Here is a 20,587-nt window from a genome sequence, read left to right as displayed (position 1 = left end):
CAACCAATGGGGCGCTAAAAATGGAAACGGAAAAGATTCAACTGAAGAAAGAGAACGAAACGTACCTTATCACGCTGTACGGCAAGGCGCTGGACAGCCGCACGAAGAACCCGATCCTGAACGATACGTTTGCAGACGCTGTGATCCGCAAAATAGACTTTGATTTTGAAAAACTGAAGACCCCGAAAGGCGCAGAAGTCTCCCTCCCCGTGAGGGCCAAGCACTTTGATGGATGGACCCGGGAGTTCCTCGCTGCCCACCCCGACTCGATCGTACTGAACCTTGGATGCGGTCTGGACAGCCGGGTCTTCCGGATCGATCCTCCGGCCGGCATCCGCTGGTACGATGTCGACCTGCCCGATGTGATCGAGCTGCGAAGGCACCTGTACCCGGAATGCCACGACTGCTTCCTTATCGGCTCGTCTGTCACCGACCCGGGATGGCTGGATAGTATTCCGGGAGACAGACCCGTCATCGTCGTCGCCGAGGGACTGTTGCAATACCTGACAGAACAGGACGTGATTGCGCTCTTCTCCAGGATCACCGGAAAATTCCCGAAGGGCCAGATTATTTTCGACGCGTACAGTCTGAACATGATACGGTTCGTCATGCTCCTCGCCGCTGCCAGAAGGTCCCGCCCCTCCCTCCTCTGGGGGATGGGCGATCCCCGGAAGTTAGAGACGGCCGTTCCCCGCCTCAGGCTGGTTACCGAGATCTCGTTTTTAACCATGCCCGAACTCGTCGAACGGCTATCGCCTTCACGGGCCAGGAGAGCGATGTCCCGGCTCATGGGCCCGTTCGTGAAGAAGATGGTGCGGCACTTCCGTTATGAATTCTGACGTTTTTTTAGTTTAGAAAGGAGAGAAACATGGCACGACTTGTCAAGGAAGAAGAATATACCGCAAAACGGAACGAGATTCTCGACGCCGCACTGGCCCTGATCTACTCCAAGGGGTATGAGCAGATGGCGATCCAGGACATCCTGGACCAGCTGAAAATCTCCCGGGGGGCATTCTATCACTACTTCGATTCGAAGCAGTCCCTTCTCGAAGATCTGATCGACCGCATGGCAAAAGAGACGGAACAGTCGTTACTCTCCATCGTTCAGGACCCGGACCTGTTGGCGCTCGAGAAGTTCCGGAGGTATTTTGAACTATCCACACGCTGGAAGACGAGCCAGAAGACGCTGATAGGGAGTCTCCTGCGGATGTGGTATGCCGATGGAAACGCCCTGTTCCGGCAGAAGATGACGGCAAAATCGATCAGGTACATCTCCAGGATTTATGAGTCGATTATCCGGGAAGGCGTAGAGGAACGGGTTTTCACCACTGAGTTCCCAGAGCAGGTTGCCGTTATCGTCGCACAGGTCACCCTGAGTATCTCGGATGCCGTCATCGAGGTTTTACGTTCTCAAGAACCTGACAGAGATCCCATCCAGAAGGCAGGTATGATCATGGACGCGTATACCGATTCAGTCGAACGTATCCTCGGGGCTCCGTCCGGTTCCCTCAAGGTCTTCGAACCGGGAGCGCTCGAAGAACTGTTCACCGCAATCCGCCAGGAATCCGTGCCAGGTAACCCGGGCCGGAAAGGGTCGAAGAAGAGCCCGGAATGATGGCTGAAAAGGAGGTCGTCGAGATGTCAAACTCAGGAAAAGAGAATAATAAACTCGCTCTTCAGGAGAGGGAACCAGAGATAACAATGACGAGGACGATGGTTGCGGCGCTCGCGGGCATGGCCGGGTCGATGCTTTTTGCAGGTGCCTTCACGATAGAGGGCTGGTTTCATCCCGGTTACAACCCGCTCAGCATGTACGTCAGCGTATTGTCACTCGGCCCTTCCGGCTGGATCCAGATGGGAAATTTCGTCATTTCGGGATCGCTGCTCTTGATCTTTGCATGGGGCATCGCGCCAGAGTTTCCCACAGGCAAGGCATCGAAGACCGGCGCCCTGCTCCTCGGGATCATCGCGGTCTGTCTTCTCTTCTCAGGTCCTTTCGTGATGGACCCCATGGGCACTCTCCGCGGCACCGAAAGCCTGCATGGGATGGTCCACGGTCTTCTCGGAGGGATTGTATTTATTTGCATGGCCGTCAGTTGTTTCGTATTCCTGCGCTGCTTCCGTGAAGATCCGAAGTGGCAATGGTTCCGGGGTCCGACCCTTGCTGCGGGAGCGATAATCGCTGCATCGGTCATCCTGCTGACCCTCGTCACCAAGCTGCCGCTCGCGCCGGAAATTTTCGAGCCCTGGCTCGGCCTTATCCAGCGGGGAATCATTATTCCGTTCATGATCTGGCTGTTCGTTTTTGCGCTGGGACTGTACCGGCAAAAAAGAGTGGAGACCGCGGGACGAAATCGGAAGGTGTCCGGTAACGGAATGAATCGTTGAAGGACTATTCTGAGTTTTGTGATGCGTTCAAGTCGGGAATTCCAATGCATTCATCTGCGAAGTGCCCGTGGCTGGCTCACCCCAACCTCCTATGAGGATGGTGCAATCCGGAACCAGATGTCGGTCCTGCCACCGGGTGATTCCTCCATCCGGACCTTCTCAAGCCGGATATCTTCGTCCTCCAAATGTTCAAACAACCGGAGCCCCCTGCCAAACAGGACCGGCATGATCCCGATCTGCACCTCATCGCAAAGTCTCTCCCGCAGGCACTGCTGGAAGGTGCTGGCACCCCCTATCACCGTCGCGTTCCTCGTGCCAGCGGCAGCTTTCGCTCTGGTCATCGCACTCCTGATCCCGTCTGTGACAAATATGACCTTCAGGTTATCGTTCTCCTTTGGCATCTTTTTTGGAGGAACGTGGGTGAGAACAAAGATCGGGGTCTGGAATTCGTAGGTGTCCGCAAACGTATCCGGGTCTCCCATCGCGTACGCGTTCCTGCCCATGACGACTGCACCGGTCGTCCTGATCGCGTCCCTGAGCATCTTCGTCTTTCCCAGCTCCGCGAGATCGGGATACAGTCGGTCCACCCTTCCGTCACGGTCATTCACGAAACCGTCGAGGGATATGGTCATGCCGAGAATAACTTTCCCCATGGTTTCGCTCTTCTGGCCGTTCTATTTCATAAAGGGTCCCCAGAATAAAACATAGTAGATTGTTGAACTCCGGGACCGATAGAGCCCATCGGCACAAGCTTCCATCTCCCGGGGAAATGTGAAGGAGAACTTCGATCCGAGGAAAGCACTTTGATGCAACACAACAGTTATTATCGCATTTTAGAGATAGGGTAATAAAGATATCAGTGATAATTCTGAATAAGCAATCAGTTTTGATGTGTATGCAGGACCCGATTGTCCCTGATCTCCTCACAGATTATGACTCAGATATGTAATATATGATTCAGAATAATGGCCAATTATTCGATAAAAAAAGGGCCACATATGGGCCAAAGTAGCAAGCGAGGATAATTTTACGGTGTGACTCCCAGGGCCATCTGAATCAGATAAGTGACATGTGACTCAGTTCTACACCCGAGCACCCACTCGACATCCGGAACAACAACAGCGCCCCAGAGGGTACGGTTGAAGATCTGACCGGCCGGCCCATTTATCTTTGACGCCTACGGCCGGCAGATGAAGTGGTTTGTCATGCACCTGCCCGGTGCCAGAAAGTCCGGCGTCTCCCTTCTCTGGGGCATCAATGATCTCCGGGAACTGGTATTATAACAATTCAAGGAATTTTTCAATGGTAAGATCCGCATCCATGATGATGATCCGTAATGTACCACGGGCAATCTCCGGGTGATTGGGAACGGTCAGCGGGCGTCTGACCGGGTGCCGGAGATGGATATGACTTCCTTTCTGGTCATTGATCGTGTAACCCAGTTTGACGAGGGCTTTTATCACATCCTTGCCGGAAAGGATGGGGAGTTTGCCCGTCATATATCGACAGCTACAAATGATTCCTTCACACCCGGACGATGATAGAGGGGAATACCATCGCGGGCGAGTGCGCTGAGGTGCAGTTCAATTGCTTCGGCAATATTTTTCTTTGCCTCTTCCTCGGTCTTTCCCTGGGATACACAGCCCGGGAGTGCGGGTACGGTGACGATGAACCAGCCGTCCTCATCCTGTTCCAGCGTAATTTTAAAATCCATAGTTACTCCCCGATTGCAGTACAGATATTCTATTCCGATATTTAAGATGGTTGATACCTTCAACACAGGTGAATCCCTGTGGTAAGAGGACAAAACTTCACCTCTTGGAGAAGGCCAGCCCCACGAACTCAGCGAACACGCCGGGTCGGGGCACTGATCCTGCCGGCGCCGGCATGGTCTCAGGCGCAGGTCAGGCCGGGTCAGCGTTCCGATTCAGATGGCGGTCATCTCGGGAGAGAATAGAACGACCGGGGGTCCTCCACCCGGGATGTCGACGCCTCGCTTCAGCAGGGGGAGGAGGCCGGCGTCGGGGGGGAATGAAAAGATGGGGAGCATCACGTTGCCTGCCGGCAGGTTGTTCATGACGCCAGCCATCATTGATACCATCTCACCTTTGGGCTAAATAGAACTCTGTGTTGAAAGGTAGGGTTTAGGTTTTGCTGAAGGGAGGGTGGATGATAATACTAAATTCCTCTTTATGGTCTCAATAACCTCAGATTATTATTCATCGTATCTTGACGATATTATTATACTGAGGACCTCAATGGCACAATCTCAACTTAATACTAAACTCGACATCACCGTCCTTGAGAGCTGGCTCTGGGAGGCGGCCTGCAAAATCCGTGGGGAGATCGATGCCCCGAAATACAAGGATTATATTCTGCCGCTCATTTTTCTGAAGCGATTGTCCGATGTTTTTGATGACGAAGCGAAAAAGATGGAGAGGACCTACGGTAATCGTGATCTTGTGGAAAAAATCCTTGCAGAGGATCACCAGCTTGTCCGTTTTTACCTGCCACCGGAATCCCGTTGGGATGCGATAGCCCAGAAAAGTACAGGGCTCGGAGAACTGCTTACAGATGCGATGCGATCCATCGCCCGCGAGAATCCCAAACTCCAGGGCTCGATTGATATTGTGGATTTTAACGCTACGGCAGCAGGGCAGCGGATCATACCCGATGACTCACTCAGAACGCTGATAGGAGTCATGGGAAAATACCGGCTTGGCCTTGCAGACGTCGAGCCGGACATCATCGGCCATGCGTACGAATATCTGCTTCGGAAATTTGCGGAAGGGTCCGGGCAGAGTGCCGGCGAGTTCTATACCCCGCGTGAGGTCGCCCTCCTCATGGCACGGATCCTCGATCCAAAACCAGGTGAAGAAGTCTATGATCCGTGCTGCGGGTCTGGGGGACTGCTGATCAAGTGTGCGATGTACTTCCGGGAGCGGTATCACAACGATCCGGAAGTCGCCCCGCTTCAGTTCTGCGGACAGGAGAACCAGCACTCCACGTTTGCAATGGCGAAGATGAACACGTTCATCCATGATATGGAGGCACAGATCGCTCTTCAGGATACGATGAGGTTTCCTCAGTTCCTGAACAGGGACGGTTCACTCCGGCTATTCGACATCGTAACGGCCAACCCGATGTGGAACCAGGATTTCGAACAGAAGATCTACGAGACCGACACCTATAACCGGTTCACGATTGGCTACCCGCCGTCAAGCAGCGCAGACTGGGGATGGATTCAGCACATGTTCGCCTCGCTCAAGAAGAACGGGCGGATGGCCGTTGTGCTGGACACCGGAGCGGTATCGCGGGGTAGTGGAAATACAGGGAAGAACCGGGAACGGGACATCAGGAAAAATTTTGCCGAGCACGACCTTGTTGAAGCGGTCATCCTGCTGCCGGAGAACCTGTTCTATAACACAACGGCACCGGGCATCATTCTCGTCATTAACCAGGGGAAACTGCACAAAGGCGAGATCCTGCTGGTCAATGCCTCAAAACTCTTCCAGAAGGGACGGCCTAAGAACTTCATACCTGATGAGTGTATAGCACAGGTTGCCGGAATTTTCCGGGACTGGAAAGCTGTAGACGAGATCAGCACGATTGTTTCTGCCATTGATATTGCAAAGAATGATTTCAACCTGAGCCCGTCCCGGTACGTTGCGCAGAACGGTAAAGACGAGACGCTCCCCCTGGAGGATGCGGTGGTGCTGTTGCGGGAAGCCGAGGAGGAGCGGCAGGAAGCGGATGAACAGTTGAAGGAAGTGCTGGCGGGGCTGGGGTTAAAAAAATAGTTTGAACAAGGTGTTTGAAGAGTCCATCGTTTTTGCTACAGAAATGCAACGGGATATGGATAATACCGATGTCCGAACATCAGTGTGACAAAGAAGCGATTTTACATCATTTCCTTGCGGAACATCCTGAACTTCTGCTACCAGATTATCTCAGGGTCATCGGCATTTTGGGAAAAACACAACGAACCATAAAGAGAGATTACAATAACCTCGAATGTCGATATTTGTATGAGTTGACTGAATGCCTGATCAAAACGATACCCTGATTAATCTCTCATTTTCAATGCACTCTGGCCCAGGCACTTTATCTCTTCTTCTCGGCTCTGGGATATCACAGGGTGCTGGAATTCCTACGGGTTGGGATATCGTTCTTGATCTCATACAGAAACTAGCGACTCTTGAAGGCGAGCCCAATATCGAAAATCCAGAACAATGGTTTAAAGAGAAATATCATGAAGACCCAAAATATTCATTCCTGATTGAAAGGATTGCACCAACGAAAACCGATCGAAGGAATTTATTAAAAAAATATATTGAGCCAAACGAAGAAGAGCGAGAGCAGGGTAAGAAAGTCCCCACTCACTCCCATAAAGCAATTGCACAACTCGTAAAAATTGGTGCTGTTCGTGTCATTCTGACAACAAATATTGATCAATTACTCGAAACCGCATTGAAGGACATAGGAGTCACACCAATCGTTATTTTTAACGAGGATTCGCTTGAAGGAGCGATGCCTTATGTCCATTCAGAGTGTACAATCATTAAGCTCCATGGCGATTATCTGGACACCAGAATTAAAAATACTCCAGAAGAACTCGCCCAATACAGTGAGAAAATGAATGCCTTTCTCGATAGAATTTTTGAGGAATTTGGTCTGGTTATCTGCGGCTGGTCAGCAAAATGGGATATCGCTTTGCGAGATGCACTTGATCGAAGACATAATTGGCGATTCTCTACATATTGGGCACACCGGCGAGATTTGAGCATCGATGCTTCGAACTTGAAAAATCATCTTCATGCAATTCCAATACAAATCGAAAATGCAGACAAATTTTTCCAAAAACTTTCGGAAAATATCGAGGCATTAACGACATTTGAACGTCCTCATCCTCTTTCTGTTCCGTTAGCAATTGCCCTTGTAAAAAAATTTGTTTCTGAGGATAAGTATCGCGTTCAGCTTCATGACTTAATCCAACAGGAAATGAATAAATTATGTCGGGAACTCAACTCTGATCGATTTAAAACAGAGGGGCTCACGATTACTAATGAAAATTTTAAAGTTGAATTTCAGAAGCGAATTCGGGAATATGAAGAAATATTACCAAAGATTATTGGAATTTTTAGCACTGCGACGTATTTCGACAATGGCAATACCCAAAAAATCATTTCCAAGAATATCGAAAGGCTGGCACAACGACCTCATGAAAATGGCCAGTTTATAGATCTCCAACGATATCCTGCTCTCCTATTATTGTATTCAATCGGAGTTACCTCAATAGAATCTGAAAATTATGAGACTCTTGCAGCACTTCTGCTGACTAAAAAATATAACGATTATGGAAGAACAGAATCAATTCCAAAAATTCTGAATGTGTGGGAGATCTTCTCCAATTGCCCAAATAAATGGATTCCACAGGATAATGTGAATAATTCTGAAACTCTTTCAAGTGACTATTTACTAAATGAATTACACAAACCCTTGAGTCATCTAATTCCCGACTACCACCAGTTTGAAAGATCATTCAACATCTTCGAGTACATTTTAGGGTTGGTTTATCTTGATTTAGAAAACCCTGTTTTACCGAATGGACAACGTTGGGTTCCCATAGGAAGATTCAGTTGGTGCTATAATCGAACGTATAAATATTCAAAAATCCCAACCCCGATTGATGATTTTCTCCAAAAAGGAATTGCTGAAGAGAAAAATTGGGGATTTTTAAAAGCAGGTTTTTTTAATGGATCTCCTGAAAGATTTGATGAATGCAAAACTGCGTTTGATAACTATTTAGGGCAAGTCAGATCTAAATTGCAATAATCAATACATTTTTTGAAAAAAATGATCGACTCAAACAAGGTTTAGGAAGGCTATCAAGTGACGAATTTAGGAGTATTTCCGGAAACGTGGCAAATAAAAAAAATTGGGGATTTATTCAACGTACAGCAAGGGATATCAATGTCCCCGGCACGGAGGAATGGACCAAACAAACACCCATTTCTCAGAACCCTGAACGTTTTTTGGAGTGGTATTGATTTAAAGACACTCGATTATATGGATCTTTCAGAGAAGGAGATTGGAAAACTGAATTTATTACCTGGGGATCTTTTAGTCTGCGAAGGTGGAGATATCGGAAGGAGTGCGATTTGGCGAGGTGAACTCGAATCCTGTGGTTATCAGAATCACATCCATCGATTACGTGTTAAGAATTGTGATGTATATCCGGAATTTGTAGTGTTCTGGATGCAGGCAGCGATAAAAATTCTTGGATTTTATCAAGACGAAGGGAACAAAACAACGATTCCAAATCTTTCACAATCCCGTCTGAAAAATTTCGATATCCCCCACTCCCCGAACAACACGCCATCGCCACCACCCTCCACACCGTGCAGGAAGCAAAAGAGAAGACCGATGCCGTGATCGCGGCGACGAAAGCGCTTAAGGCGGCGATGATGAAGCACCTGTTCACGTACGGTCCGGTGCGACTGGAGGATGCGGAGCGAGTAACGCTTAAGGACACAGATATCGGATGTTACCCAGAAAGATGGAGAGAGGGACGCTTTGATGAATTCATTTTGCTTCAAAGAGGTTATGACATAACAAAGGATGAACAACATGACGGGATTGTTCCGGTTGTTTCATCTTCAGGTATTAAAAGTTTTCACAATGAATCTCGTGCAAATGGTCCTGGTGTGGTAATAGGACGAAAAGGAACACTTGGAAAGGTCTTTTACGTTGATTGTCCTTATTGGCCACACGATACATCACTTTGGGTGAAGGACTTCAAAGGGAATAATCCAAAATTTGTTTATTATTTACTTACAACGCTGAATCTGAAATCACTAGATACAGGAACGTCGAACCCGACACTCAATAGAAATTATGTGCATGCTTTGAAAATTGCCATGCCTAATATAGAGGATCAAAAAATTATTGTTGAAATCCTCTCCTCAATCGACAAAAAAACCGCCACCGAACAATCTCGCAAAGAAGCACTCGAAATCCTGTTCGCATCGCTTCTGCATGATCTCATGACCGTGAAGATACGGGTTAAGAATATCGCTTGATACGTACAATTAGACATTTAGCATGACACTCTGGATGGTTCGCAGTGGCCGGTATGGTGAACGGGAAGATTTTGCCCTTGAAAATAAAGTCGCCGTCATCGGCTGGAATGAATTGCCGGACCTCTCAAAGATCGAGACCCGGGAACAACTGCGAGCACTCCTTGAAAAAACCTATCCAGACGATAAACCCAAGACTCTCATCAACTGGGAAAGCCAGATCTGGCGCTTTCTGCATGACATAGCGATCGGGGATCTGATCGCAATGCCCCTGAAGGGCAGGTCTTCTATTGCATTCGGAAAGATTACTGGACCTTACAGTTATCAAAAGAATTTTCCAGAGAATGCACGCCACAGTCGCAAGATTGAATGGAAAAGAGAGATTCCCCGCGACAGGTTCGATCAGGATCTCCTCTATTCGCTCGGCGCATTCATGACCGTATGCCGGATTCAGCGGAACAATGCCGAAGAACGAATTCTGGAATTATTGGAAGGAAAGACTCCATCAGGGAAAATAAAGGCAGGAGAACAAAAACCCCCAGAAGCCGAGGGGGATGTTGAGCTTGTTCTCAATATTGAGGAGATGGCAACAGACCAGCTCCGGGAACTGATCAGCAGGAAATTCCGGGGCCATGATTTAACCCGGCTCGTCGGCGCTATTCTTGAGGCCCAGGGATACACAATAAGTATCGCGAAACCCGGCGCAGACGGGGGTGTCGACATCATTGCAGGAAAAGGTGCGCTGGGGTTTGATCATCCCCGTCTGGTTGTTCAGGTCAAGTCCAGCGACAGTCCGTGTGATGTGAAGATTGTACGGGAACTGCAGGGGGTAATGAAAAATTTCCAGGCTGAACATGGCTTGCTGGTATCATGGGGTGGCTACAGCGGGGCGGTGCCAAAAGAGACGGCAACCAAATTTTTCGAGATCAGACTCTGGAATGCGGATGATCTCATCCAGATGATCCAGACCAACTATGATAAAATTCCTGATGAAATCAAAGCGGATCTGCCATTAAAGCGGATCTGGATCCTTGTTCCGGAAGAGGAGTGAGACATGACACTCGGCGGCGAACGGGGGTCGGTGCAGAATCCGTTCATCGACTATGCAGAATCCAAAAAATGGGAATATGTCCCGAAGGACCGGGCCACAGCAATACGGGGCGGCACCACCGGCATCTTGTTCAAAGAGATCTTCATCGAACAGATCTGCCGGCTCAACGACTCCTTCATGACCCGTGAGCTCGCCACCGAACTCATAAAACGGATCGGGCGCATCCCTCCCACCATCGAAGGAAACCTCGTGGCATGGGAATATCTCAAAGGAATAAAAACAATCTTTGTCCCTGCAGAGAAACGGGAACGCAATGTCCAGTTCATCGACACCAAGGATATCGAGAACAACACCTTCCATGTCACAGACGAGTTTTCGTTCACCAACGGTTCTAAGACGATCCACGAGGATGTCGTCTTCCTCGTCAACGGGATCCCGGTCTTCTTTGTCGAGGCAAAGGCAGCCCACAAGAAGGAGGGGATCGCGGAAGCCCTCGACCAGATCCGACGTTACCACCGCGAATGCCCCGAACTGCTCGCCATCCTCCAGATCTACGCCCTCACCCACATCATCCGGTATTATTACAGTGCCACCTGGAATACCTCAAAGAAGACACTCTTCAACTGGAAGGATGAAGCCGGCGGGAATTTCGAGACACTGGTCAAGACCTTCTGTGACCGGAAACGGTTCCTCACCCTGCTCAGCGACGGGATTCTTTTCACCAGACAGGATGAGGAGTTAAAGAAAGTCATTCTCCGCCAGCACCAGATGCGGGCCGTCGACAAGCTGCTCGGACGGGCACAGGATGCCTGGAAGAAACGCGGCCTTGTCTGGCACACGCAGGGATCGGGCAAGACCTACACGATGATCGTAGCGGCACAGAAGATACTCGGTGAACCGGTCTTTGGGAACCCGACCGTGATCATGCTCGTGGACCGGAACGAGCTCGAAACCCAGCTCTTCGGTAACCTCACCTCTGCCGGCATTGGAAATGTCGAAGTCGCAGGGAGCAAAAAGGATCTGCGAGAACTCCTCGCAGCTGATCACCGGGGCCTCATCGTCTCAATGATCCATAAGTTTGAGGGGATGCCGGAAGAGATCAATACCCGGGACACGATCTTCATCCTCGTGGACGAAGCCCATCGCACCACCACCGGCACACTCGGTAACTACCTCATGGGTGCACTCCCGAATGCCACCTACATCGGGTTCACCGGCACCCCCATCGACAGGACCGCATACGGACAGGGGACCTTCATCACGTTCGGGCGAGACGACCCACCATACGGTTACCTCGACAAGTACAGTATCGCAGAGTCCATCAGTGACGGGACCACCGTCCCGCTCCACTACACCCTCGCTCCCAACGATCTGCTCGTCGACCGTCAGACCCTCGAACAGGAATTCCTTGACCTGGCCGAGACGGAAGGTATCAGCGATGTCACGGAGCTCAACAAAGTCCTTGAAAAAGCGGTCAACCTCCGAAATATGATGAAGAGTCCGGAACGGGTGCCGAAAGTGGCGCAGTTCGTGGCAGATCACTTCCGGAACAATGTGGAGCCCATGGGATACAAGGCGTTTTTTGTCGCTGTCGACCGGGAGGCCTGTGCACTCTACAAAAAGGAACTCGACAAACATCTCCCCCTGCAGTACTCGGAAGTCATCTACAGTCCAAATCCCAAGGATGATGACAATCTCCGAGCGTATTATCATACTGATGAGGATGAAAAACGCATCCGTAAGGCGTTCCGGAGCCCGGAAAAAGACCCGAAGATCCTCATTGTTACGGAAAAACTCCTCACAGGGTTTGATGCCCCCGTTCTCTACTGTATGTATCTCGACAAACCGATGCGGGATCATGTCCTCCTGCAGGCAATTGCCCGCGTGAACAGGCCGTTTGAAGATGAAGAAGGACGCAAAAAACCTTCTGGGTTCGTACTCGATATTGTCGGGATCTTCAATAACCTCAAAAAAGCGCTCGCCTTTGATTCCAGTGATATCGAAGGTATCATCGATGATCTGGACGTTCTTAAAAAACAGTTCACCCGGCTGATGGGACAGGAAGCACAACAGTATCTCGGGCTTGCCAGAGGAAAGAAACGCGACAAGGCAGTCGAAGCCGTGCTTGAATATTTCCTGAACGAAGAAATCCGCCAAACATTCTACGCATTCTTCCACGAACTCTCGGATATCTACGAAATCCTCTCCCCCGATGCGTTCCTGAGACCGTACCTCGACGATGTGGACAAACTAGCGAAAATGTACCGCATGGTCCGGGAAAATTTTGATCCCGGTATCTCAGTTGACCGGGAGTTCTCCCGCAAGGTGGCTCGACTCGTACAGGACCATACCGTCAGCAGCGAGATCGGGAACCCAGGCGGAATCTATGAGATTAACGACAAGGTTATCTGGTATATCAATGAGCAACCGGATTCAGACATCGAAAAGGTCTTCAATCTAACCAAAGGGATTTCTCATCTCGTACAGAAACAAGCAGAAGAATCTCCTTACCTCATCTCCATTGGTGAAAAGGCGGATGCGGTGATCCAACTCTACAAGGACCGCCAGAATACTACGCAGGAAACCCTCGCTGAACTCAAGACGATCATTGAAGAGATCAACGCAGCTCGTCTCGAACAGGAGAAGCGTAATATCCCCATGGCAGAATTCTCCATCTTCTGGCTTCTCAACAAAGCTGGTGTTAGCGATCCGGAAACGAAAGCCCATGAAATGAAGAATATTCTGAACCACTATCCCCACTGGAGAATCAGCGAACAACAGGCTCGCGATGTGAAACAGGAATTGTATTCGATAATTCTGCATTCCGAAACCCGTGACATCAAAGAGATCAAAAAGATCATTGACCAGATCATGAAAGTTCTCAATCGGGTAGTTACATGATCTCACCAGAATCCTTCAAACAATTGGTTGGTGAATGGGCGAAAATCTGCAATGTCGAAATAAAAGAGATCCACCTGCGCAAAATGAAAAATAAGTGGGCGAGCTGTTCAAGCAGAGGCAGATTAACATTCGACCCGGCAATTTTACAACAATCCAAAGACGAACGGAAAAAGATCATTGTCCATGAACTGCTTCACCTGAAATATCCCAATCACGGCAAGATGTTCCGGGCGCTGTTGAATGCATATACTGCTGACAAAGAAATTGATTAAAAAATCTATTCATTCTAAAATACTCCCCCACTTTAACTACTCCTGATGTAATTTTAAGAACCACCGCCCGGCCTATGCCCTGAATGGAGGATGAAGAATCAGCCCCCAACCTCAACTACACGAGCCCATGGTCCTGAAATGTGCAACGCATCACTGCCGGCACGTTCGGGATCTCCCGGCAGGTGCTGCACGAGTCCAGATCGATTGGTGGTGACTCTGGATGTAACTGATAATTCACTTCAGAAAATCTGAATGAAATTCGTTGAGCAATTGCCCCCCCGCATTGCAAATATTCTACCTATTGAAAGTATTTCCATTACCAGTTGCTTCTTGGGTCACCGAAAAATTAGTACGGAATGTCAGGAATTTACTGCGGAAAGACAGATTATGGCAAGTTCTGTAAGAAATTGTAATACAAGAAAAATTTCATTTTAAAACGATTAAGTGGTTAAAATTGTGCCATTTTTCTTAAATAAAGTGAAATATAAACGATATTCGTAACCAACTTTGACATGTTTGATATTCCAAGTAATTTTATCTTTATGAAAAACAGGGATTTCGTTATTTTTTCCTCCCTCGTTTTCCGTAAGCCACATTCTTTCCATTGATTCATCCACAATTTGGTAAATATACGGCTCAGATCCATTACGATCTATGCATTTACTTAGTTCATATGTGTCTTTAATTGGTCCATCTAATCTAATTTCAAAAATTATCTCATTTATTACTCGCCGGGAAGTTATTGCAGTGTAATCACAATTACCTTCTATTGCCGCGCTAAAGGCTTTTGTTTTATATTCTGTTGAAAACGATCCTTCCTTTTCTGGAGCTAGATCTATTGGAAAACAGAATCTTAATTTCTTTGAAATTATCTCATTAGAAGGCTTTTCAATTACATCATATAAGCTAGCTCTCGAAGACTGTTCAGTAATTTTATCAAAATCTTTTCCATCTTTTGTAAATTTAATTTTCGAAAATTCCGGAACGTCCACCTTTGAGATTTGTTCAATCCGATATTCAGGATAGTTTTGGTTTTTCATATCATTCTTTATTGTTCTCTCCACGATTGTTGTGGATTCATGGGTTGTTATTGAATTATTATCAAAAATAATTATTTTTTTAAATAATAGAGTTCTAACATCTTTTGGAAGTTTTGTATTTTCATCCTTAATATTTTGAATTATTTTCCATTCTATGAAATAGTCAATTAACCATAAAAATGCTAAAAATGTCGAAATTATTATTATAATGGCTATAATCAACTCAATTGCTAAATATTGCTTATTCACAGATTCGGTAGTAGAAATACCACTAAGTAGAGAATTTATCAAATACCCGATAGAAATTGAAGCGACTACCGAAACTACGCTTCGATATTTTTTGAATATTTCTAAAATATCAACCATGAGAAATTAAAAAGAAATAAAATTAATTTTCATCATTATCTTCAAAGACCATGCCCACAACAACTCCTTCCTCACTCTCTTGCATAATAATATATATAATTTGTTTAATGTCCAAAAATTTTTTATGCGAGGGAAGGGATTCGAACCCTTGAACTCCTTCGAGGCTGGATCTTAAGTCCAGCGCCTTTGGCCGGGCTTGGCTACCCTCGCGCCTAACAATCTTGGTTGTAAAGATAGTAAAACTCTTTGACGGTTCAGAGCAGAATCCGTTCGAAAAATCGATGAGTCCGGGATCGGAAACAGATCGCCGATCGAAGAAGCCCGCTCAAAAAAAGGAACGGGCCGGCGATCTTCTCACCCCATCACACAAGCCCGCTCTTGTTGAAGAGAGCCGTGTACTGTTTATCCGTCGACTTGATGTGATTGTTCACCCAGTCCTTGAGGAACTTCATGAGGTCGAGGGTGAGACCGAGCCGGTTGTCGACAAAGTCCTTCTGGAAATCGGTGACCTTCTTCACAAAGGCATCGTGCTCGATCTTATGCGCATGATACCGGGGATAGTTGTATTCCACCATGTACTTCTCCTCGGCCTGGAAGTGATAGACGGTGTAAGCGGCGAGCTCCTGAAGGGTCGTCTCCAGCATCTGTTTCCCCTGCCCGGCCTTCATCGCATCGTGCAGTTTGTTGATAAGTTCGATGAGACGCTTATGCTGGTTGTCGATCTCCGTTACCCCGACACTCAGATCGTCGGTCCAGTCCATGATTGGCATAGAGTAAACGTTCGCTTATCACGTATTTAACTCATGGTACAGAGGAAAAATGCCCGTCCTCGGTTCCTGCGATGAAAGGGTCCGTTCCACCGTCAGGCAGTACGGACCGGAGACCAGAGCCGGGAATACCGCCATCCGGAATCGACCGATGGAAAGCAGGACCATCTCAAAAAGAGACCGGGAAAAAAAGACAGGGAAGGTAAAAACCTAGAGCAGCGCCCGGTACGCAAAGAGCGAAAGGAGGAAGGCCAGCAGCAGGATCGCAAACGAGAGCGGCGCGATGTAGACCAGCATCGCGTTCACCGTGCAGGCTAGCTGGGCGATCCGGTTCGACCCGAAGACCACCACCTGCTCGCAGCAGGCCGTCGACGCCGCCACCTCGGCGGTCGACAGGTCCGCGATCGCCTCATCGACCCCACGCAGAATGAACGGCAGAAACTCTGCGACCGGCACGTTCAGCCCGATCGGATTCTTGCCGGTGATCGTGTTGACGACATGCGAATCGGTCGTCATCACCTCGGCCTCGTCGACGATCTCCAGCACCGCATCGCGGATCACCTCGCGGACGCCGGCCTCGATGTTGTTCCCGTCGAGGAGGACATAGGCGGTCTGCTGATCGTCCACCTCCACGACCAGCACCTGGACGCCGAGGTCCCCGAACCCCTGCTCGCGGGTGAACGGGATCGGCACCTCGGCGACCCCGACCTTCACCATCCGCTGCGGAACCTTCGCCGCGGCTTCCACCGCGGTCCGGACCGCCCGGAGGTACTCGGTCGCAATCAACGACCCGGCCATCACCGGCGACGTGATCTCGGTCATACAGTTGTGCCCGTCGATGAAGACGACGTGTTTGTACACCCGCCTCCCCTCAGCCATGATCGCGAGACCCAGCGGAAAGTCCAGGTCCTCGGTCTTCGCCGGCGAACGGGTCGAGACGATCAGGATCGTCTCCCCGAACCGCTGGTACATCAGATCCACCGACCCGAACGTGACCCGGTAGGCGATCGACGCCCGCCCTTCATATTCGAGACCGGCCTGGGTCGCCTTGACCGCGTCCACCAGCTTCGAGACCTCGCTCTCAGAGACCAGGTTGAAGTCATGTGTCGCACACCCGTGCGGGACCAGCACCGTCTCCGTGAACGAGCGGGTCATCACCTTCGGCAGATTTCCGCCGCCGATCTCCCCCATCGGCCCGGGGTGGACGTTCGGCACCGTCATGATCACCCCGTTCTTCTCGTTCCGCTTGAAGAAGAGACTGACCTGCGGGACATAGACCTCCTCCCCGATCTCCCGGAAGAAATCCTCCATCGAACGGGAGCCGTCGGTATTGTGGGCGATGAACGCGTTGATGAAGTTCAATCCTTTGATATGGAACGCCTTGTACAGTGGCCGCTCAATCAGCCAGATCAGGGCGACGCACCCGAGCCCGAAGACCAGCACCAGCACCACCGAGAAGAGGAAGAACGGCTGCGAAAACCAGAGCGTCCCGACGATCACCCCGACCGCCGGCTGGATCAGCGCCGGCACGACCATCCGGGGCACCCGGTAATCGGCGATCGCGACCAGCACCAGCAGCCGGATCGCAAAGATGAAACCCAGACCACAGGCGAAGAGGAGCGGCACCAAATTGAACGAGGCGAGCGCCGAGCAGAGCGTGATGATCACGCAGAAGACCGTGCAGGCCATCGCGAGCAGTGCCGACCGGTTCCAGGTTATCTGCTTGCCAAGGCGGTTGATCAGCGGTTTGGTCAGCAGCGTCGCCACCAGGGCTGGCAGCGTGAATGCGAGGGTCCCAAGAAACTGACCATGGGCACCGAGTCGTATCGACGCCCCGTCGACAATCAACCCGAGCAGGACGATGATGAAAAGAGACCGGCGCCAGGACGGGGCCGTAAAGAGATACTTGGTCAGCCTGGCGATCGTGACATCAGTGGACGCACCCATCAGGTAAACCCTCGCAGGATCAGTTCGCTCCGCCCTGCAGAGGTATGTACCTCAGACGAGGTGTACGTGATCGGACGGGAGTAGAACGGGGCGTTCAACGTCAGCGACTCGTACTCCCCGCCCTCGCCGGCCAGATGGATCCCGCGACGGGCGGAGACCTGCTTGAGCCGGTCGATCAGGTGCTGGTCGAAGTGAGCCCCAAGGAACCCCTCGTCCAGCCCGTCGGCCGCGGTGACGATGATCATCGCGTCCAACCTCGACGCGACCTCGCTGACGACCTGTTCTGGCTCCATCCCCCAGAGGGGGGTGAATACCTTCAGCATCAGCCGTTCCGCGATCGCGGCCACCCGGTCCCGCTGGTACACCGAGGCGACCGCCCCGGCGATGATCCCTTCGATCGGGAGGGCGGCGAGACCCTGCTCCAGGTCTGCGAGCTCCTCCTCCTTCCGGCCGTGCGTCCGGATCTCAACATACTCCCGCCCCGAAACCTCGGCGATCGTCTTCACAACATCGATGTTGGCAGAGTGGAACATGTATGAGTCCCGGTTCTCCGATCGGACTGCGACGATGTACTCGACATCGAGGCCGGCATCGATCGCCTTCTGGATCGAGAGGACCGAGTCCTTCCCGCCCGAGGTCAGCGCAGCCCAGGCCATGAATCAGGCCCCCTTGAGAGCACCGAAGTGCTCGCTGTACCGGACGGTCATCCGCTCCCAGTCAGGGAGGTTGGTCTGGCAGCCAGTCTTCTCCACGATAAACGAAGCGGTGACCGTCCCGACCTTACAGCAGGTCAACGGATCGTAGCCGCGATCGAAGGCCGAGAGGAACCCGGCCCGGTAGGCATCCCCGGCACCGGTCGGGTCGACCAGCGTGACCGGTACCGCCGGGATCTTCGTCTCCTCTCCCTTAATGAAGAGGCTCGAACCCTCTCCCCCGCAGGTGAAGATGGTCAGCGGCACCCGTGCCGCGATCTCCTCCCGGGTGGTGTCGAGCATCTGCGCCATCATCGCGGCCTCGTGCTGGTTGGCAAAGAGGATATCGATATGACCGATGATCGCAGCCAGGTCCTCAGGCAGATACAGGTGCAGGTCCTGCCCGGGATCGAACGAAGCGAACCGGCTCTTCTCGGCGACCTGCCGGTTGAAGGACGGGTCGGCCGTCGCCATGTGAACAAAGTCCAGAGCCGGGGCTTCAGACCTAGTAAAGGCCTCTGATGCGCCCCACTCGAAGAAAGTGATCTGGTCCCCCGCCTGATCGGTGAACATGAACGCCGTCGGCGTGTTAGCTTCAGGCATCACAAAAAACTGCTGCACGATCCCGAGTCTCTGCATCTCCCGGTCGTAATCACTCCCGGAGAAATCCCCGCCGACTGCAGATACAAGGGTACACGCACTGCCCAGGGTCGCGATCCCTGCCGCGATGTTGGCCGCCCCGCCGCCGAAATAGATCTTCCGGTCGGTGATCGAGGTCGACCCATTCTTCTTCGGCAGGTCGGGCACACGGCTGATATGGTCGATAGCTGTGTGTCCAACGACTGAGATCATAACTCCTGCACGTCCTGAACGTTCAGCGGCACATCCCGGAGAGCCTTGCCGATCACCGACTTCGCGATCCTGACCGCATGCTCCTCGCTCTCTGCACGGAAGACCTTCATCTGCAGCGTCAGCCCGACCAGCGCCGTGTTGGCCACGACCACCGCACAGTTGAGTGCCTTGTTGCAGAGCGGACAGACCATCATCCCGGTCTCGATCTCCACATACTTTGCTGCAGGATTCAGTCGTTTGCCTGCCTCACCGATGGCGATACTGATCGCGTCGTCCATCGTCTTTACATCCTTGATTATCCACGCCGATTCCAGCGTCACCATATAGTCAGGCATACTCTACTCTCCTTACCAGAAATCCTGGTGGACATGCTCATCGACCGGTCTCCGTTCAGGAGAGACCCCTCCCTTGGCACCGTTCCCGACCGCGAGCAGCGCGACCGGACGGAGGTGGGGGGGCAGATCGAGCACAGTCCGTACATCTTCATCATCGAACGAACCGGTCCAGCACGACTGCAGATGCAGCGCATGGGCCGCGAGCATCAGATAGGTGCAGACAATCGTCGCATCTTCGAGCGCGTATAAAATCCCACGCTCTTGAAATCGGGCCATTCCCCGCACATAGTTGGAACAGACCACAAAGATCGCCCCTGCCTGAACGATCTGAGTCTGATCGTGGGCCGCCTCTGCGAGAGCCGCCCGCTGTTCCGGGTCGGTGACCAGGACCAGATCCCAGGACTCCAGATTCCCTGCAGTCGGGGCGGTCCGTGCACAGGCCAGCATATAGGCGATCTCGTCGTCAGCGAGCGGGAAATCCCGAAACTCCCTGACCGAGGCGCGATCCTGTAAGAATATGAGAAATTCAGATGAGTCCATGTTCAGCGAGATACTCCCATGCCTTCTGAGCCGCAGTGGTCGCAGAACTGACTGCACCACCGATCGTTACGGCCGCCGATTCGTATTCCCCGCTCTCGATCTGACTGATCGCCGTCGAGAGCTGGCTTGAACTGTTCTGGAACATGATCTCCTCGGTCCGCTGGTACGCAACCCCAGCATCGCCCCTGATCCCCTCGAGCAGGGCGATCAGCATCTTCTGTCCTCCGGCCCGGTCCTTCTCCGGGTAACTGGGCAACGACATCTCGAGCTGCGAGGCTGTGATCAGAGCGGTCTTGATATGTTCGCCATATTGGAAACGCTGTACAGCATCCTTTGGATCCATAGGCTAATTAAAAC

At 51.0% G+C, this 20,587-nt stretch carries 22 protein-coding genes and 1 tRNA gene; 10 read left to right on the top strand and 13 right to left on the bottom strand.

Annotated features, from left to right (window positions below):
* The first annotated feature begins 20 nt into the window (after positions 1-20).
* From MPAL_RS05510 to MPAL_RS14350, 3 genes are read left to right on the top strand one after another with little or no spacing between them, the layout of a single operon-like run.
* Positions 21-839, top strand: a complete 819-nt coding sequence (locus tag MPAL_RS05510; protein WP_012617769.1) for a class I SAM-dependent methyltransferase — start codon at positions 21-23, stop codon at positions 837-839.
* A gap of 29 nt (positions 840-868) precedes the next feature.
* A complete protein-coding gene (locus MPAL_RS05505; RefSeq protein WP_012617768.1) occupies positions 869-1,615 on the top strand; it encodes a TetR/AcrR family transcriptional regulator in 747 nt (248 codons plus the stop codon).
* Positions 1,612-2,388: a DUF998 domain-containing protein gene (locus MPAL_RS14350; RefSeq protein WP_012617767.1), complete on the top strand. Its 777-nt coding sequence runs from the start codon at positions 1,612-1,614 to the stop codon at positions 2,386-2,388. Before MPAL_RS05505 ends, MPAL_RS14350 begins: the two co-directional genes overlap by 4 nt.
* An 89-nt stretch (positions 2,389-2,477) precedes the next feature.
* Here MPAL_RS14350 and MPAL_RS05495 read toward each other — a convergent pair whose 3' ends face one another.
* The 4 genes from MPAL_RS05495 to MPAL_RS16205 all read right to left on the bottom strand — a co-directional run bounded on the left by MPAL_RS05495 (position 2,478) and on the right by MPAL_RS16205 (position 4,480).
* Positions 2,478-3,041, bottom strand: a complete 564-nt coding sequence (locus MPAL_RS05495; RefSeq protein ID WP_012617766.1) for a dihydrofolate reductase family protein — start codon at positions 3,039-3,041, stop codon at positions 2,478-2,480.
* Positions 3,042-3,665: 624 nt separating this feature from the next.
* Positions 3,666-3,887 (bottom strand): type II toxin-antitoxin system HicA family toxin, encoded by a 222-nt coding sequence (locus tag MPAL_RS05490; RefSeq protein ID WP_012617765.1) that lies wholly within the window; start codon positions 3,885-3,887, stop codon positions 3,666-3,668.
* Positions 3,884-4,102, bottom strand: a complete 219-nt coding sequence (locus MPAL_RS05485; RefSeq protein ID WP_012617764.1) for a type II toxin-antitoxin system HicB family antitoxin — start codon at positions 4,100-4,102, stop codon at positions 3,884-3,886. Before MPAL_RS05485 ends, MPAL_RS05490 begins: the two co-directional genes overlap by 4 nt.
* A 213-nt stretch (positions 4,103-4,315) precedes the next feature.
* Positions 4,316-4,480: a hypothetical protein gene (locus MPAL_RS16205; RefSeq protein ID WP_012617763.1), complete on the bottom strand. Its 165-nt coding sequence runs from the start codon at positions 4,478-4,480 to the stop codon at positions 4,316-4,318.
* 166 nt (positions 4,481-4,646) lie between these two features.
* Between MPAL_RS16205 and MPAL_RS05480 the strand changes: the two genes are divergently transcribed.
* From MPAL_RS05480 to MPAL_RS05455, 7 genes are all read left to right on the top strand, one after another.
* The gene (locus MPAL_RS05480) at positions 4,647-6,188 is read left to right on the top strand and encodes a type I restriction-modification system subunit M (RefSeq protein ID WP_012617762.1); all 1,542 of its coding nucleotides are present in this window, start codon (positions 4,647-4,649) and stop codon (positions 6,186-6,188) included.
* 241 nt (positions 6,189-6,429) lie between these two features.
* Positions 6,430-8,223, top strand: a complete 1,794-nt coding sequence (locus MPAL_RS05475) for an SIR2 family protein (RefSeq protein WP_012617761.1) — start codon at positions 6,430-6,432, stop codon at positions 8,221-8,223.
* Positions 8,224-8,280: 57 nt separating this feature from the next.
* The gene (locus MPAL_RS15050; RefSeq protein WP_012617760.1) at positions 8,281-8,823 is read left to right on the top strand and encodes a restriction endonuclease subunit S; all 543 of its coding nucleotides are present in this window, start codon (positions 8,281-8,283) and stop codon (positions 8,821-8,823) included.
* Positions 8,790-9,470 carry a restriction endonuclease subunit S gene (locus tag MPAL_RS14345; RefSeq protein WP_052292199.1) on the top strand — a complete coding sequence of 227 codons (681 nt, stop codon included), beginning with the start codon at positions 8,790-8,792 and terminating at the stop codon, positions 9,468-9,470. The genes MPAL_RS15050 and MPAL_RS14345 overlap by 34 nt, the downstream gene beginning before the upstream one ends.
* Positions 9,471-9,492: 22 nt before the next feature.
* Positions 9,493-10,518 carry a restriction endonuclease gene (locus MPAL_RS05465; RefSeq protein ID WP_012617758.1) on the top strand — a complete coding sequence of 342 codons (1,026 nt, stop codon included), beginning with the start codon at positions 9,493-9,495 and terminating at the stop codon, positions 10,516-10,518.
* A gap of 3 nt (positions 10,519-10,521) precedes the next feature.
* Positions 10,522-13,419: a type I restriction endonuclease subunit R gene (locus MPAL_RS05460; protein WP_012617757.1), complete on the top strand. Its 2,898-nt coding sequence runs from the start codon at positions 10,522-10,524 to the stop codon at positions 13,417-13,419.
* Positions 13,416-13,691, top strand: a complete 276-nt coding sequence (locus MPAL_RS05455) for a M48 metallopeptidase family protein (RefSeq protein WP_012617756.1) — start codon at positions 13,416-13,418, stop codon at positions 13,689-13,691. Before MPAL_RS05460 ends, MPAL_RS05455 begins: the two co-directional genes overlap by 4 nt.
* 440 nt (positions 13,692-14,131) lie before the next feature.
* Here MPAL_RS05455 and MPAL_RS05450 read toward each other — a convergent pair whose 3' ends face one another.
* From MPAL_RS05450 to MPAL_RS05410, 9 genes are all read right to left on the bottom strand, one after another.
* On the bottom strand, positions 14,132-15,097 hold the full coding sequence (locus MPAL_RS05450) for a hypothetical protein (RefSeq protein WP_012617755.1): 966 nt from the start codon (positions 15,095-15,097) through the stop codon (positions 14,132-14,134).
* 125 nt (positions 15,098-15,222) lie between these two features.
* Positions 15,223-15,307 (bottom strand) — tRNA-Leu (locus MPAL_RS05445).
* Positions 15,308-15,459: 152 nt separating this feature from the next.
* Positions 15,460-15,858 carry a bacteriohemerythrin gene (locus tag MPAL_RS05440; RefSeq protein ID WP_236610438.1) on the bottom strand — a complete coding sequence of 133 codons (399 nt, stop codon included), beginning with the start codon at positions 15,856-15,858 and terminating at the stop codon, positions 15,460-15,462.
* A gap of 216 nt (positions 15,859-16,074) precedes the next feature.
* Positions 16,075-17,811 carry a DUF2070 family protein gene (locus MPAL_RS05435; RefSeq protein ID WP_012617752.1) on the bottom strand — a complete coding sequence of 579 codons (1,737 nt, stop codon included), beginning with the start codon at positions 17,809-17,811 and terminating at the stop codon, positions 16,075-16,077.
* Positions 17,811-18,467: a diphthine--ammonia ligase gene (locus MPAL_RS05430; RefSeq protein WP_012617751.1), complete on the bottom strand. Its 657-nt coding sequence runs from the start codon at positions 18,465-18,467 to the stop codon at positions 17,811-17,813. Before MPAL_RS05430 ends, MPAL_RS05435 begins: the two co-directional genes overlap by 1 nt.
* Before the next feature lie 3 nt (positions 18,468-18,470).
* Entirely contained in the window at positions 18,471-19,355 is an 885-nt protein-coding gene (locus MPAL_RS05425) for a carbohydrate kinase family protein (RefSeq protein ID WP_012617750.1), read from the bottom strand.
* Positions 19,352-19,690, bottom strand: a complete 339-nt coding sequence (locus tag MPAL_RS05420) for a DUF555 domain-containing protein (RefSeq protein ID WP_012617749.1) — start codon at positions 19,688-19,690, stop codon at positions 19,352-19,354. Before MPAL_RS05420 ends, MPAL_RS05425 begins: the two co-directional genes overlap by 4 nt.
* Before the next feature lie 12 nt (positions 19,691-19,702).
* Positions 19,703-20,230 (bottom strand): nitroreductase family protein, encoded by a 528-nt coding sequence (locus tag MPAL_RS05415; protein ID WP_012617748.1) that lies wholly within the window; start codon positions 20,228-20,230, stop codon positions 19,703-19,705.
* A complete protein-coding gene (locus tag MPAL_RS05410; protein ID WP_012617747.1) occupies positions 20,217-20,573 on the bottom strand; it encodes a hypothetical protein in 357 nt (118 codons plus the stop codon). The genes MPAL_RS05415 and MPAL_RS05410 overlap by 14 nt, the downstream gene beginning before the upstream one ends.
* Positions 20,574-20,587: the final 14 nt, after the last annotated feature.

The sequence above is a fragment of the Methanosphaerula palustris E1-9c genome, assembly GCF_000021965.1.
In the GTDB taxonomy this organism is placed as follows: Archaea; Halobacteriota; Methanomicrobia; order Methanomicrobiales; family Methanospirillaceae; genus Methanosphaerula; species Methanosphaerula palustris.
Note: the sequence above shows the minus strand (reverse complement) of the source record. Positions and strands in the feature narration are given on the sequence as shown.